This window comes from Marinobacter sp. UBA3607 (genome assembly GCF_002375525.1).
GTDB classification, from domain to species: domain Bacteria; phylum Pseudomonadota; class Gammaproteobacteria; order Pseudomonadales; family Oleiphilaceae; genus Marinobacter; species Marinobacter vinifirmus.
In genome coordinates, this window is sequence record NZ_DFLY01000024.1 from 1,352 (window position 1) to 16,461 (window position 15,110).

13 protein-coding genes are annotated in these 15,110 nt (G+C 57.4%); 3 read left to right on the top strand and 10 right to left on the bottom strand.

The genetic code is table 11. From position 1 onward, the window contains the following. Positions 1 to 3 precede the first annotated feature (3 nt). Positions 4 to 165 (top strand): IS3 family transposase, encoded by a 162-nt coding sequence (locus B2589_RS08835; protein ID WP_414673946.1) that lies wholly within the window; start codon positions 4 to 6, stop codon positions 163 to 165. An 83-nt stretch (positions 166 to 248) separates the two neighbouring features. Further along, the gene (locus tag B2589_RS08840) at positions 249 to 1,286 is read left to right on the top strand and encodes an NAD(P)H-dependent flavin oxidoreductase (protein WP_286816315.1); all 1,038 of its coding nucleotides are present in this window, start codon (positions 249 to 251) and stop codon (positions 1,284 to 1,286) included. Positions 1,287 to 1,310: 24 nt separating this feature from the next. Here the strand turns inward: B2589_RS08840 and B2589_RS08845 are convergent, their stop codons facing one another. The 7 genes from B2589_RS08845 to B2589_RS08875 all read right to left on the bottom strand — a co-directional run bounded on the left by B2589_RS08845 (position 1,311) and on the right by B2589_RS08875 (position 11,313). After that, the gene (locus B2589_RS08845) at positions 1,311 to 1,442 is read right to left on the bottom strand and encodes a hypothetical protein (RefSeq protein ID WP_286816316.1); all 132 of its coding nucleotides are present in this window, start codon (positions 1,440 to 1,442) and stop codon (positions 1,311 to 1,313) included. A gap of 134 nt (positions 1,443 to 1,576) precedes the next feature. Further along, positions 1,577 to 3,433 carry a bifunctional diguanylate cyclase/phosphodiesterase gene (locus B2589_RS08850; protein WP_286816317.1) on the bottom strand — a complete coding sequence of 619 codons (1,857 nt, stop codon included), beginning with the start codon at positions 3,431 to 3,433 and terminating at the stop codon, positions 1,577 to 1,579. Positions 3,434 to 3,506: 73 nt separating this feature from the next. Beyond that, a complete protein-coding gene (locus B2589_RS08855; RefSeq protein ID WP_286816318.1) occupies positions 3,507 to 3,965 on the bottom strand; it encodes a fibronectin type III domain-containing protein in 459 nt (152 codons plus the stop codon). A gap of 298 nt (positions 3,966 to 4,263) precedes the next feature. Beyond that, a complete protein-coding gene (locus tag B2589_RS08860; RefSeq protein WP_022988799.1) occupies positions 4,264 to 4,458 on the bottom strand; it encodes a hypothetical protein in 195 nt (64 codons plus the stop codon). Between the two features lie 87 nt (positions 4,459 to 4,545). Continuing rightward, on the bottom strand, positions 4,546 to 6,228 hold the full coding sequence (locus B2589_RS08865) for a methyltransferase domain-containing protein (protein WP_286816319.1): 1,683 nt from the start codon (positions 6,226 to 6,228) through the stop codon (positions 4,546 to 4,548). After that, positions 6,225 to 9,356: a DUF3427 domain-containing protein gene (locus B2589_RS08870; RefSeq protein WP_286816320.1), complete on the bottom strand. Its 3,132-nt coding sequence runs from the start codon at positions 9,354 to 9,356 to the stop codon at positions 6,225 to 6,227. Before B2589_RS08870 ends, B2589_RS08865 begins: the two co-directional genes overlap by 4 nt. Before the next feature lie 127 nt (positions 9,357 to 9,483). After that, positions 9,484 to 11,313 (bottom strand): sensor domain-containing diguanylate cyclase, encoded by a 1,830-nt coding sequence (locus B2589_RS08875; protein WP_286816321.1) that lies wholly within the window; start codon positions 11,311 to 11,313, stop codon positions 9,484 to 9,486. Positions 11,314 to 11,579: 266 nt separating this feature from the next. On the opposite strand from B2589_RS08875, the gene B2589_RS08880 reads away from it, so the two are divergent. Continuing rightward, positions 11,580 to 13,100, top strand: a complete 1,521-nt coding sequence (locus B2589_RS08880; protein ID WP_286816322.1) for a putative bifunctional diguanylate cyclase/phosphodiesterase — start codon at positions 11,580 to 11,582, stop codon at positions 13,098 to 13,100. A gap of 203 nt (positions 13,101 to 13,303) precedes the next feature. Here B2589_RS08880 and B2589_RS08885 read toward each other — a convergent pair whose 3' ends face one another. From B2589_RS08885 to B2589_RS08895, 3 genes are read right to left on the bottom strand one after another with little or no spacing between them, the layout of a single operon-like run. After that, positions 13,304 to 13,648: a YdbL family protein gene (locus tag B2589_RS08885; RefSeq protein ID WP_286816323.1), complete on the bottom strand. Its 345-nt coding sequence runs from the start codon at positions 13,646 to 13,648 to the stop codon at positions 13,304 to 13,306. Positions 13,649 to 13,689: 41 nt separating this feature from the next. Continuing rightward, entirely contained in the window at positions 13,690 to 13,872 is a 183-nt protein-coding gene (locus B2589_RS08890; protein ID WP_036219367.1) for a YnbE family lipoprotein, read from the bottom strand. 2 nt (positions 13,873 to 13,874) lie between these two features. Continuing rightward, positions 13,875 to 15,017 (bottom strand): YdbH domain-containing protein, encoded by a 1,143-nt coding sequence (locus B2589_RS08895; RefSeq protein ID WP_286816324.1) that lies wholly within the window; start codon positions 15,015 to 15,017, stop codon positions 13,875 to 13,877. Positions 15,018 to 15,110 lie beyond the last annotated feature (93 nt).

The window sequence follows — 15,110 nt, forward strand, 5'->3', positions numbered from 1 at the left end:
ACATTGAAATCCGAGTTCTATTACTTGAACCGGTTCGATAGCGTTGAGCAATTACGACACGGTATTGAGCAGTACATTGACTACTATAACCACCACCGGATCCGGCTGACACTCAATGGCCTGACTCCGGTGGAGTACAGAGAGCAGGCTGCCGCTGCAGCCTGATNNTCCAAGTTTTAGGGGTCACTTCAATACATTTAGCCACACGAAATGTACTGGGGGTCTGACCCCGAATTGGAGAAGAGACTATGAGCAACGCACTGACAGCCCTGTTTAACGTCGAGAAGCCCATCATCCAGGCGCCGATGGCGGGGGTTCAGGATTATCGGCTGGCGGCGGCGGTTTCGAATGCCGGCGGGCTCGGGTCTTTGCCTTGTGCAATGCTGGGAGGGGAGGCGTTGCGGGAGGAGCTTAAGGGGTTGAATGAAGCCACCCAGCAGCCCTACAACCTGAACTTTTTTGCGCACACGCCACCCGAGCCCAACGAGCAGCAAGAAGCCAACTGGCGGCAGGCGCTGGCGCCCTATTACAAGGAATTCGACATCGATCCGGCCAGCATCACCGCCGGCCCGGGGCGTATGCCGTTTAACGAAGAATCCGCAGCGATTGTCGAAGCGTTCCGCCCCGCCGTGGTGAGTTTTCACTTTGGCCTGCCGAAGCCGGAGCTGCTGGAGCGCGTCAAAAAAGCCGGTGCGAGGGTGCTGTCCACTGCCACTACCGTAGAAGAAGCCCTCTGGCTGGAACAACACGGCGCCGATGCCATCATCGCGCAAGGCCTGGAAGCCGGCGGGCACCGGGGCATTTTCCTCACCAAGGACATGACCACCCAGATGGGCACGTTCGCCCTGCTGCCGCAGATTGTGGCTGCCGTGAAGATTCCGGTCATCGCCGCCGGTGGCATTGCCACGGCTGAAGGTGTGCGGGCAGCCCTGGACCTGGGCGCCGTAGCTGCACAAATCGGCACCGCATTCATGCTCTGCCCGGAAGCCACCACCAAGCCCCTGCACCGCGAGGCCCTGAAAAGCCCGGCGGCGCGGCATACGGCCATCACCAACCTGTTCTCCGGCGGCCCGGCGCGGGGCATTGTTAACCGGGTGATGCGGGAACTGGGTCCGGTTTGCGATCAAGCACCGGCGTTTCCCCTGGCAACGAATGCCATTGCACCTCTGCGGGCAGTCGGGGAAGCGGCTGGAACAGGAGATTTCTCACCGTTGTGGTCCGGGCAGAATGCCAGCGGTTGTCGGGAGGTACCGGCGGGAGTGTTGGTCGAAGAACTGGCAGGCTAATGAACGGGGGCAGACCCCGCTTTATCAGATAGCGCCTTCGTGCACGCCATCCCCCACCAGCGCCAGTGCCAGCACCTTGCCGCCCGGGCTTTCGATGGCGGTGCCCACATCTTCGTTGTAAACACACAGCGGGCGGCTCAATACCGCCAGCCACAATGTCTTCCTCGCTGGGTGCAGACATCGTTATCCACCACCACAATGCCGTCCTGGCGCTGGCAGATGGGTGGGGTCGTACCCCTGCCGGGAGTACGACCCCTTTGTAGCCTGCGGACCCCTTTGTAGCCTGCGTGTTATTTGAGGAGTTCTTTCAGGGGCACGGGGCGAGAGAAATAAAAGCCCTGCAGCAAGTCGCAGCCGTGGGCGCGCAGGTATTCGTATTGGGCTTCGGTTTCCACACCCTCGGCAACCACTTCCAGGCCCAGGTGGTGGGTCATGGTGATCACGCCTTTCACAATAGCGGCATTGTGGCGGCTGGTGTCGATATCATTAATAAAAATGCGGTCTATCTTCACCCTGCTGATGGGCAAGTCCCGCAGGTAACTCAGGCTGGAGAAGCCGGTGCCAAAATCATCTATAGCCACCTTCACGCCCAGGTTGCGCAGTGCCTGAACCTGCTCCAGGGCCTTTTCCGCCGCGCTCATCAGCACGCCTTCGGTGACTTCCAGCTCCAGGCAAGACGGGCTCAGGCCGCTGTCTTCCAGCACACCCTGGATTTCACTGAAAAAACTGGACCGACGAAAATGCACCGGTGAAATATTCACAGCCAACGTAATGGACCTGCCCAGGTGCTCAACAATCTGCTTCATATCATGGCAGGCCTGGCGCAGCACGCACCGGCCGATGTCGATAATCTGGCCGGTTGCTTCCGCCACTGGAATAAACAGCCCCGGCGGCACCAGGCCGCGTTCCGGATGCTGCCAGCGCACCAGTGCCTCTACCCCGCGAATCTCGGTGGTGGCGGCATCTACCAGCGGCTGGTAATGCACCACAAACTGATCGCCCTCGATCGCCTCCAGCAGCTCCCGGCGAATCGCCACATGCTCGCGAATGGAACTATCTTGCTCGCCAGCGTACCACTCCCAGGTATTTCGCCCCTGGTTCTTGGCCTCGCGCACCGCAGTATGGGCGTGGGCCATCAGCACGCAATTGCCCTCGCAGTCATCGGAGCCAGACGCAATCCCGATGCTGGCACTGATATGCACCGTGTGCTCGCCCACCACAAACGGGCGGGACAACAACGCAAGCACCGTATCTGCTGTCTTCAGAGGCAATTCATCGGTGTACTCACTGCGAGTGCCCAACAGAATGCCAAACTCATCGCCACCAAGGCGCGCCAGAAAGGCTTCTTTCGGCAGCTCCGCCCGCAATCGCCCGGCCACCGCCTGCAACAGTTGGTCGCCCACCGTGTGGCCCAGGCCTTCGTTAATCGTGGTAAAGCCGTCCAGGTTCACCAGCAACCCCACCAGCCGGTCGCCATTCGAGCAGCAATGCTCGTTCAGCAACGCCTCAAAACTGGTGCGGTTGGGCAAGCGGGTTAGCGGATCGTGGGTTTCCTGAAAACGCAGTTCAGACAGCGTATTTTCATGCTGGGACAACAGCGTGCGATAACGTTGCTCGTGATCCTGAAGCGCTTTTCTGTCGCGCTCCCGGGCGGTCGCCAGCGCCAACAGGCCAGACGCCCGGTGCATCAGCACCAGGTCATCACTAGCCGGTTCAGAAGGATAGCGGCCATACACCGCAAAGGTGCCCAAAAGATCATTGCCCGGGGTAAGCACCGGCACAGAGCAGCAAGACTTCAGCCCCTCGGCCCGGGCCAGATGTGCGAAGGGTGCCCAATCCGGCTCGTGCTCTATATTCGGGGTAATGACAACTTCGCGGGTGAAGGCTGTTTTGCCGCAGCTGGCCACGTTCGGGCCGACCACAACCCGCTGCATGGCCTGGCGGTAGGCTTCAGACACGCCCTGCCCTGCAACCAGGCTAAGGGTGTTGTCGGAGGGGGCGTACAGCATGAAAGACACCACGCACTCCGGCATCTGGCGTGCGACCATGTCGGTAATCGCGCCCAGGATTTCCTCGAACGGAGCCTGGTGGGCAATCATGTCCTGAATTTTTTGCTGGTCTGCCAGCTCGGCGAGTCGGTAGTTCATAGTGAATCCGTTCGGGCGGAGTCCATATGTGTTCCACTATAACCGAAATAACAACAATTTCTGCATATTATCATCAGGAAGAAATGTCTTTGCTAACCATCTCGGAAGGCGCGCTGAGCAGACCGGCCTGGTCTTGCGCCTGCACCGTGAAATACCAGGTACCGGGCTTAAGGCCGGTGATGGTGTAAGACGGAGTTTCACCGCCGTTCAGCTCGGCGGCACCGGGGACAACCACCTGCTCGGAGAGGTTCTCGCTGTCCTGACCATAGCGAATAACGTAGCTGTCCAGCTCGCCGATAGAAAGGCTGGAATTATCTTCACGGGTGCCAGGCGCCGTCCAGCTGAGCACCGCCTTGCGTTCAGAAGCCGACTCTCTGCCCACCGCAGACTCCTGCCCTGATGGCACGGAAGAGCCGCCCGCCTGGGAGTCGCCCACTTCATCACCAGAGCCACCGCCACCACAACCGGCCAGCAGCACACCAAACAGAACAACAATCAGGTACAGGGGGAATTTCTGCAAAAAATTGGGCATAGGAAACAACACCGCAGAGGGAGAAGTTTTGCAGAATTTTAAATTGTTAGCGGCGGGGAGACTGTGACAAAAACGCGTTTGTTTGTGACGGTAGGTTAACTGGACAACTACATAGCTAGCGTAGCAACGGGCCGCACAAGGCGGCCCGCTATCGCATCAGGAAGCTTTCTTCAGCTTCTTCTTCAGCGACTTGATCTTGGCTTCGTGCTTTTCGATCTTGGCTTTACGGGCGTTGATCTTTTTCTTCAGGTTCTTCTCAGCTTTCTTGGACATAATTGCCTCCTGGGCATTGTCGCGGCTAGTTTGCGGGTTTGTTCTTCTTGATAAACCCACGAATAAACTGCCTGATTTCGCGAGCGGCGCTGGTATCCAGCTCTTCACACAACTCAATGAACTGCTCGCGCTCGGTACTGCTGATACGAATCAGCAGCTGACTATCTTTCTTGTTGGGCTTCACCTTTTTCGGTTTCACCTTTTTGGGACCATCAGTCACTGCGGATACTCCTGGTGAGGGTGAAGCTCATGGCTGAAAGATATTTACATTGTATATACGTTTTTGGGGAAAGCAAGGCCCGGGCAGTTAAACCCCAAGCCACTCCGCCAACTGCAAATTGGTCTTCAACCGCAACCGCTGCTGCAACATCCCTTCAAACACACTGCCCACCGTGCGGCTCTCCCCCAGCAACGGCAACGCGGCTTCCGCTTCGGAGAAGAACTGTTGCTCCCGCTCAGTACCTATGATGGCGTGCTCCCACCACTCCATCACCCGAGGCCGGGCCTGTTTCAGCAACGAGTCCGCTGGCAGTTTTTCAGACTTCGCCGCATTGGCGGTATGAGAAGCCGGCAACAGGTTCCATAGATCGTTATTGTTCCAGCGCGACCAGGGAAAACAGTGGTCGATATCGTAGCGGGTACGGGAAAGATTTCTGGCCGTCCACACGCACTCCACCGGCCCCGCAGTAAGCTGTTGCTCCACCAGCCTGCGCACCACAGACGTATCACGCCGTCCTTCTACCCACTGCAGGGCCTGATGATAGGTTTCCGTTGAATAACGGGCTTCCCAGCTCCCCATCAGGTTGATCCATTCATTCACAATGGCCGGCTCAACCCAACAGGCGTAACGGCTGAATGTGTCCCAGAGCATGGCCGGCACCCGGAAACGCCCGAACCGGGCCAGGGTTTCCTTGTCCAGGCGAACCGCCTCGTTACGAATAGTCAGTCGACTGGTGCCACCCTCGAAAACCTGGCGATTGGTGCCCGGCCAGGTGGTGAAGTGAGCGGGATTTTTTAGAATGTTCGAGGCAGCCTTTTTGATCGCTCGCATCACCACAGGTGCGAACTCCGCCGACAGCGACAAACCAACCCTGAAATCCAGCGGGGACAGCTTGCCCAACTCATAAAAATCATCCCCGGCAAAGCCCAGCCCCCGGGAACCCGGCGCCTGCCGTAAATGATGCTTCAGCACCAGCGGGTGGTACAGCATGATCCAGAACAGCCCCACTGCCCCAAGTGGTAGCTCTACCCAATCATCGCTACGGTTCAGTACCAACCCCGGCGCGCTGTCTGCCATTCGCACCAGAGTTCGCAGTAAACCCAGCTTGTAAGTGGAAGATTTGTTGTCGTTGATGATGATATGCCGCAGCGTGGGCAATGCTCCCGTGCCATCATCCGGCAGACGGTATACGGCGGTTTCCCACCATACATCCTCGCGTTTCAGCTGATCCGCACGCGGCATATCCGGCAAAGGCACAGGCATAACCGCCCGGTGGCGGGCAAAGCTGTCCAGCTCGGCCTTCGAGACTTCGTAGAACTGGCGCTCACCATCCCCCGGCCCATGGCGCAGCGTGATGACCAACATGCCGGACGGTGCCAGCAGCTCAGTCAAAATCCGGAACGCCCGCTCCCGGTAAGTAGGGGGCAGATGCATCCAAACCGCAGACACCAGCACCAGATCAAACCGGTAACTGAGTTTTCGGATCTCACTCAGATCCGGCAGAGAGTCACCCACCCACTGGATACTGCGATGGACCGTTGCCGCCTCACCCAGCCGGCGCAGTTCCGCCGCCGGCTCCACGGCCACAACGTCCCAGCCACGTTCTGCCAATGCCAACGCATCGCGGCCACTGCCGGCGCCTACATCGAGCGCCAGACCGGTTTTATTGTCCAGCTGAGGGAGCCAGTCGCTGTGGACCTGTTCGAAGGTCAGGGACTGGTATTGGGTGAAGAATTTCTGGGCGTTTTTGTTGTAAGGACCGTAACTCATGCCACCGCCAGCTTAGCCGCCTGCTGCCACATAAAGTTCGGCATCGGCGTTCGGAGTTTCCAGGTAATACTCATGGGTTGAGAGCCGGTGTGAGACACGTAATTAACCTCTCCGTAATTCACAAACCCCATCGTGCGGCCATATTCGTCTTTCGCTTGCTCTCTTACAAACAGGAACAAACGTTTGTTGATGGCTTGGTGTTGAATATAGTCCTTACCTTTGCCACGGTCAGGCCGCGCGCTGTTTTGCGACTGCCAGTGAAACAGCTGCTCGTTGATCGCGTAGTCGTGGTACATGGTGGTTGGTGAGAACTGCTTTTCGTTTTTATCCAGGGTGACAAACAGCAGCTCGATATTCTGATCCTGAATGACATACACACCTTCCCTCGATGGCGGCTGGTGCTCGAACGTCATGGCACCAAAACCAACCAGAATCTGCTCTCGGGAATAGCGGGCGTGCAATCGCAGCGGGACTTCCTGTAACTCCGGCATGGCCGGCTGTTCGTGCTTGGTTTTCGCCAGTTTCCAGTCAAGCACGTCCGCCAGCTCCTGTTCCAGCCCCAGCTTGCTGAGTTCTGCCAGACTTTGTGCCAGCGAATCAAACTCCAGCTCCGGCCCCGCTTTCTGCCAGAAGTCGTAATGGCACATCAGGGCTTGGCGATTGCTGGCGTCGCCCCAGCTAAACCCGGCCTGACATAGCTTCTTGAGGAACAGCAGGTACTGATGATCGTCGCAAATCAAAATCCGGTTATAGATGGCCTTCTTCGCGAGTTTGAACGGCGAGTCATCGGCTACGTCTTCGTCTTTCGCTTTGCTCACCAGTTCGGCCCAGCTGCCCCGTTTGTAGAGCTCGTTCAGATCGTTGTGGGGATGATGGATTATGAAGTTTTTCAGCGTGAGTGGCTGAGTGGAGTGCTGTGGGAACTGCCGAACAAGTGTCACCAGCCGCTTCATGGTCAGCGTGGCTTGCCGGATGTTGCTCAGCACCATTTCCTGGGTTTTCTTGGTGAGCTCAATTCGGCAACCCAGTGGCGCATGGGGAAAGCCCTGCTTCAGTTCTTCCGTAATCGAGCGTTCTGACTTACCCACCAGTGCCCGGAATTTATTGGCGAAATCATACTCAGGCCGGGAATTGCCCACGAAATCCATAACCGTGCAGCAGTCTTTGTCGTCTGCCAAACGCAGTCCACGGCCGAGTTGCTGCAGGAAGATGGTCAGACTCTCGGTTGGGCGCAGGAACAGCAAGGTGTCCACTTCCGGAATATCAACGCCTTCGTTGAAGATGTCGACCACACAAAGCACGTTGATTTGCCCGGAGCGAATGGCTTGCTGCTTTTGTTGGCGTTCGTGGCTGTTGTCGCTGGTGAGCACATCGGCCTTGATGCCGTGTAATAAGAGCTGCTCCACCATGAAGGTCGCGTGTTCACGGCTCACACAGAAAGCGAGAGCTTTCATGCTGGTTATATCGGTGACGATTTCCCGCAGGCTGCGCAGGATCTTATCTACCCGGCTCTGGTTGTGGGTGTAGAGGTTGGTGAGCTGAACCACATCGTAACGGCCACGATTCCAGGGAATGGTGCGCAGGTCGGTATCGTCATCTATGCCGAAGTATTGGAAAGGGCAAAGGTGGCGTCGGTTGATGGCCTCCGGCAGCCGGAGTTCGGCGGCAATCACGCCGCCAAAATCACTGAGAATATCGCCACCGTCGTGCCGCTCTGGCGTCGCGGTCAGGCCCAGAAGTATCTCAGGCGAGAAGTGCTCCAGTACCGCCCGGTAACTGGAGGCGGCAATGTGGTGCACTTCATCAATTACGATGTAGTCGTAATAGTCTTCGGTCAGTTTCAGCTGGTCCAGCTGGTTATTCAGGGTCTGAATCGATACGAACAACTGGCGGTAGTGTTCCGGCAGCTGGCCACCCACCCAGAGTTCACCGAATGCATTGTTTCGCAGAACGCCACGATAAGCTTCGCGGGCTTGGCGCAGAATTTCTTCCCGGTGCGCCACAAACAGAAAATGGGCGCTTGGCTTTGCTTTCAGGAACCGCTGGAAATCAAAAGCCGAAATCAGCGTCTTGCCAGTACCGGTGGCGGCCACAACAAGGTTACGGAAACGCTGATGAACGTCCCTTTCCACGGACAGCTGCTCAAGAATGTCCTTCTGGTGGGGGAACGGCGTTAGTTCGAAATAGTGGGAGACGCCGGGAGCATCCAAGCCTTTTTGCTGCTTCAAGGCTCGATTGAGCTTTTCGGTACTCTCAGCCTGACCATCGAACCGCTCAAAGTCTTCCGAAGCCCAATAGGTTTCAAAAGTGCTCAAAGACTTGTTGATGATGTGGGGGATTTCCTGAGAGGTGATTTTCAGGTTCCACTCAAGGCCGTTGGTCAGCGCCGATCGGGACAGGTTTGATGAGCCGATGTAACCGGTGTGAAAGCCTGTATTCCGGAGAAACAAATAGCTTTTGGCGTGCAGCCTTTCACGCTCTGTGTTGTAGCTCAGTTTCACTTCCGTGTTTGGCAGGCTCGCCAGGTACTCAACGGCTTTTGCATCCGTTGCCCCCATGTAGGAGGTGGTGATAATTTTCAGCTCTCGCCCACTGGCGGTGAAGGCTTCCAGCTCTTTCCGGAAAATGCGGATGCCAGCCCATTTGATGAATGACACCAGCCAGTAGATTTTGTCTGCTGACAGAATTTCGCGCTTGAGTTCCGACTCCAGCGACAAGCCAGCATTGCTGCCTGAGAACAGCTCACTTTGGGTTAAGCCCGTAAGAGGGAAGATATCTTCAACGTACTGTTTGAGGTTGGCAGCAACCGGGTTTTCCAACTCGTAGAGCGCCGTGAGGATTTTACCTTGGCTATCGAGCAGATTCTCTTCCAGAAAGCCTTCGTCGGAAATCTGGCTCTTGAGCCACATCAGGAGCTGGTTGGAGAGTTCAATTTGCTCCTGAACCCGGTTGTCGCTCGACGGCACGGCTTCAATGGCAAATTCCAGAATGTTGGAGAGGAATCGTGACAGCCACACCGAGGCTTCGGCGCTGTTGAGCTGGCGCTCGCCGACATAGAACTTGTCTCTATCCAGTCGGCTTTCGATGAGCTTGGTGATTAGCTGCTCGTAGATTCCGGTTTGCTGCATCAATTACGGACCATGTTGACGATTTTTATGGCAGATAGGATGCTATGCACATTAACCTTTTCCCTAACGACTCACCAACCGCTCCACAGCTCCTGGTATAGCTGTTCGGCGTTACTCATGCTGCCGCTCAAAAATACTTAACCTGGTTCCGGCCGGAGTGCTTGGCCAGGTACAGGGCTTTATCTGCTTTATCCAGCCAAGGTTTCACGCTGCCCTCGCCACCGTACTTTGCCACGCCACAACTGACGGTTATGGTGATTACCTGGCCGTCGTCCAAGGTGCACTGCATATCTGCCACCGCCCGGCGAATGCGCTCAGCCAGCGCCAACACTTGGTCCAGGCTCAGATGGCGCACGGCCAGGGCGAATTCTTCTCCACCCATGCGGCCAAACACATCGTCCTTTCTCAGTAGCTGGCCGATGGTGTGGGTGTAGGTTTTCAGCACTGTATCACCCGCGCTGTGGCCGTAGGTATCGTTTACCTTTTTGAAGTGGTCGATATCCAGCATGATGACATAGATATCATCGCTGCTTTCTTCCAGCCAGCCGCTAACCAACGACAACCAGGCCCCGCGGTTTAATACGCCCGTCAAGGCATCGGTGCTGGCCAGTTGGGTCAGGTTGCGTTCTGTTTCTATATGGCTGCTAACGTCCGCAATGGCCAAGATGGCACCGCGGCTTTCATCGTCACCAAAGGCCCGCGCGCTCATGCTCAGGTGCAGGATGCGTCCACTTTTGTGGATCATACGTTCTTTATCAGCGTGGCTGTCTTCGCCAGTGGCCAGGGTGTGCAAGGTCGGGCAAGGCCCCTCGTGCAGGCTGCAGCCATCCGGGGTGACATGGCAAGTTTCGTGCAAATCACGGCCAATCAGCTCTGCTTCTGTCCACCCCAGAAGCCGTTCACCCTCGGGGTTAATCCACTGTACCCGGCAGTTTCGGTCTACCATCAGCAACCCATGCCCGGCCATTTCGGTAACCACCTGCAACTGGCGGTAGTTTTCTGCCAGTTCCCGCTGCACTTGCCGTTTGCGGGTGTTAGCGCGACGCCAAAGCAAAAACAACGGATAGGTAACCAGCAACCCGGAACCCAGCCGAATGCCTGTTTTTTTAAGGGCATCGGTGCGAAAGGCCGAGCAGGGTTCCTCCACCGACCGCTGCGCCAGCAACAGTTCCGGAGACTGAATGCCAGGCCTGGAAGAGTGGTGCCAACGATAGTCGTAGCACTGGCCCTCGAGTTCGAACTGCCCTTCTGGGCGGCTGCGAACCTGCTGCCAAAGCGCCGGGTAACGAACAGAAAAAACGCTGGCCGAATCGCTGGCGAATGCCCAGTCGGCGTCGCCACCGCCGGCTATCCAGCCGCCGGAATCGTTCAGCACCACCAGGTCGGTATTATCTGGCAGTGCTGTCCGCAGGTGATGCAGCAGGTCGTTCACCTTGGCATTGAGCACCACAAGGCCACTTTGTTCACCATCTACGTATACGCTGGCCACTACCCGAACCACGGGCACATAGGGCACTTCAACGCGGCCGTTTTCAATGTTGAGGTCGAAGCGGGACACAAACACGGCCCCGGCTTCTCTTGCCAGGCCCGCCTTTACGTAGTCTCGATGCGTTTTAATCTGCAAGCCCTGCTCGACCAGTTGCGGCGTGCCACTGCGGTTGTTTACCCGGATTTGTTCAACACCATAGCGGTCGATATAACGCAGCTGGTCATAGCCTGCCCTCAGGCCAGAGAGGCTCAGAAAGGCACTCTGCAAAGCCGCCAGGCGCTCGGAGGACAGGTCTTTTATGTACATCTGCAACTCCGGCGAGGCGGCTATCACCTCGGCGTCTCTTGTCAGCTGTTCCATATAGCCTTCTGTCATCAGCTGCATCAGTGCCAGGTTGCGGTTGATGTCGATCTGTAGCAGCTCCCGGTCTTTCTGATGGATCGGGTACTGGGTGACAACAATAACCACAACAAGGAGCGCTACCAGAATGGAGCTTTGGAAAATGAGGGAATCTCGGGAAAACCAGCGTGGCATGGTAAAAAATTTGTCACTGTGGCGGGCTGTAGAATACCAATTTGCCCTATGGCGGAGGCCAGGACAACTACTGACCCCGGATTTTACAAGAATTTACGTGGTTGACGAGTTATTTACACATCTGCCGTTGTGCAAAAAATCAACTGGCCTAACAATATGCGCCGGCTTTATTCCTCCACTTTTAAGGCGGAGTTCCGTCTATGCCACAAATTTCTCGTGCACTGCGGTTGCAGGCCTGGCCATTTTTCGTGCTGGGCTGCACGTTGCTGGCCGGTTTTGCCGGGTTGCTGGCGTCCGCCTTTCCGCAACTGCCGGTGCCGGAACCGCTGCGTTTCTCCTGGGCCGGTTCGCTCACGCTGGTGGTGGGCGGCATGGTTATATCTGCCTGGCTGTTCCGTTCGTCTAGCCGGGCGTTGTTGCTGAAGAAGCTTGCCTATCAAGCCTCGCACGATGCGCTGACCGGTCTTGGCAACCGCGCCATGTTCGAAGACAAGCTGCAGCAGGATTTCGCCCAGGCCCGCCGGAACAACACGCTGATGGCGGTTTTGTTTATTGACCTGGATGAGTTCAAGCCGATCAACGATACGCTGGGCCACAAGGTGGGCGACCAGCTGCTGGTGGCGGTAGCGCGGGTGCTGGAGGCGTGCATTCGCCCTACCGATACCCTGGCCCGTTTTGGGGGTGATGAGTTTGTGGTGCTGCTGCCAGGCCTGGAATCGGCCCGGCAGGCAGAAGAGGTAGCCGGGCGCATTTTGCAGAGGATTGGCCAGCCCCAGCAGGTGGGCTGCCATGAGCTGTATTTGTCTGCCAGTGTTGGTATCAGCCTGTTGGATAACGAAGAAACCGCGCCCGAGAAGCTGATTCGCCAGGCCGATATGGCGATGTACAAGGCCAAGCGCCAGGGCCGGGATACATTTCAGGTGTATTCGGCGGAACTGGACACCAAGCTTTCACGCCGGGTGACCATGCGCCAGGATCTGCAAGAGGCGCTTCGCAGTGGCCAGCTGTTTCTGCATTATCAGCCCCAGGTAGACCAAAACGGCACGTTCTGTGGTGTGGAGGCGCTGGTGCGCTGGCAGCACCCTACCCGCGGGCTGATTGAGCCGGAGCGCTTTCTGCCCTTGGCTGAGGAAACCGGCCAGATTGTGCCGCTGGGTAAGTGGATTGTTGCCCAGGCCTGTAAAGATGCTATGCAACTGAGGGAGTTGGGGCTGCTGCCGGGGCGCATGGGTATTAACCTGTCGCCGCTGCAATTCCACCGCCTCGGGTTTCTGGACAAGTTGAAGGCTACCCTGAAGGAAACCGGCCTGCCGGCGGACCTACTGGAACTGGACTTGACGGAAGGCGTGCTGATGAAAGACCGCTGCCGCGCAATCAGCCTGGTGGACTCCTTGCAGGAGCTGGGCATTTCCACGGCGATTGATGATTTCGGCACCGGGTTTTCCAGCTTCAGTTACCTGAAGGACCTGCCCGCCAGCAGCATCAAGATCGACAAGTCGTTTGTGGAGAATGTGGTGACCAACCGCAAAGATGCCGCCGTGTGCAAAGGCGTGATCACCATGGCCCGCGAAATGGGCCTGACCGTGGTTGCCGAAGGCGTGGAAGACGAGGCGCAGTTCGATATCCTAAGAGCCTGGGGCTGCCACCGCTTTCAGGGGTTTTACTTTGCTCGGCCTATGGCTTTGGATGCGCTGGTTAGCTGGGCTCGGGAAGTGGACTGATTAGGGGGCTGACTAGGGGTCTGTCCCTACGAGGACTGACCCCTCTAGGCACCAAGTCCGGTTCTAGTCTGAGCAGCCCCCTCTAGGCACCAAGCCTGGTTCTAGTCTGACTCAACTTGGTACGTAGAGGGGTCTGTCCTCGTAGGGACAGACCCCTAGTCTGAGTTGGGACAGACCCCTAGTCTGCGTTGGGACAGACCCCTTCACTTCTTAATCCACCTGCCCCCAACAAGCACAAACTGCCCCGCCGGCGTTTTCTCTATAGCCTTTTTGCCCGCCACGGTTTCCACCTGGGTTACCGGAATGTTGTGCTTTTCAGCAATGCGGGTGTACTCCTCCCGGCGGGCGTTGTTGATAGCTTCGGCCACTTCCCGGGCGTTGCCTTCTGCGCGCACCACCTCCAGGTAGCCGGCGGGAGTTTCGCCTAGCAGGCCTTGTTGTTTTGCGGTTTCCAGCTGTTGCTTGGCTTCTTCCAGGCCCATGGCCAGTGCTGGTAATGCCACGCCCAAGGCGAGGAGGAAGGCGGCGGTTTGGATGATTCGTTTCATGGTCAACTCCTTGATCAGCGTTTGGTGGTGGCCGGGTGTGTTCAGAACAGGCCTTGTTCGCTGAACAGTTCGTCTACTTCTTTGTCCACCTTTACGTAGATTTCGTGCTGGATTTTTACGTTCAGGTTTACGGTGATGGGTTCTTTGGGTGCGGCCACTTGTACCGTTGGCGTGCAGGCGATGAGCGCCAACGGCAGTATTGGCAGCAGTAGGCGCTTTAGCATGGTCATGGTGTTGCCTCCTGCCCGGATTGTTGCAGCCGTTCGCGAACACGTTCGGTAACGGCTTCGTTTACTCTGCCACTCAACTGCAAACTGGTGAGCAGTGCGGGAATATCTTCTTCAAGGTTCACATTGAGCACAATTGGCTGGCCGTTGCGGATGTCCGGGTTGTTGCCCTCAAGGCGCAGGCCAAGCGTGAGTTTGCCCTTTTCATCGTAGTCTATCGCGCTGCTGAGCACCGAATAATGAAAGTTTTGCAAAGCGCGGGTTACGGTTTCTACCGTGCCGCCGCTGCCGAGCATGGCCTGCAACTGGTCGGCCGGCAGTTTGAGCATGCCGCCGGGGCTGAGGGCGGTAATACTGCCTTGCTGTACTTCGACACCAGTGCCTGAGATTTCCAGGGGGATGGAGCCGCTGAGCAGGCCGGAGCCTTCGAAGCCCTCGGCGGGGTATACCTGCAGCAGGCGGGTAAGGGAGATTTCGTGGGCATCGACGGGGATTCTGACGGGCTGGTCAGCCAGGCTGATGGTGCGCGGGGCGATGCGCAGGCGTCCATCCAGGAATTCGGTATTCGCCTGCTGGATGTTGAGCTCGCCGGCGAACGGCTCCGCCTGAGTGGCCCGGTAATCCGCCAGCAGGCTGATGGGGCCTATGCCGATGCCTGAGTTGATCTGGCCGATGGTTGTGTCCCGAAGGCGGGCGGTGAGCTGATTGTTTTCAAGGCTGAACAGCAGGTGGCCGCTGAGGTTGGTGATGGCGGTTCGGTCCATCAGGCCGCTGAGGCTTCGAAAATCCACGCGGCTGTGCACGGCCATGGGTGCGCTGGGTTGCAGGTGAATGGTCACCTCGGCGCTGAGTTCGCCGCTGTCGAGTTCCAGCAGGTTCAGCTGCTCGGGCCAGTTGGTGAGGGTATTTCTGAAGATGCCGACGGCCTCGCTGCCGGCCATGGTGGTGCTCAGCCGTATGCTCTGGAACTCACCGGCCACATGCCGAACGCGGATATCCGCTTCCAACCCCGCATCATTACTGATCTGCCCGTCCAGCTGCACATCCGACAACGAACCCCCAACCCGCCCGGTAAACAACCACCCCTGCGGCTTCAACGCCGGATGACTGATGTCCTCCAGCCCGAACCGGATCTGCTGCACCTCAAACTCCAACGCACCCGCCGGCCCGGCCATCAACAGCCAAAAAACCACCACCAGCTGCCAGACCAGGGGTCTGTCCCTACGTGGACTGAC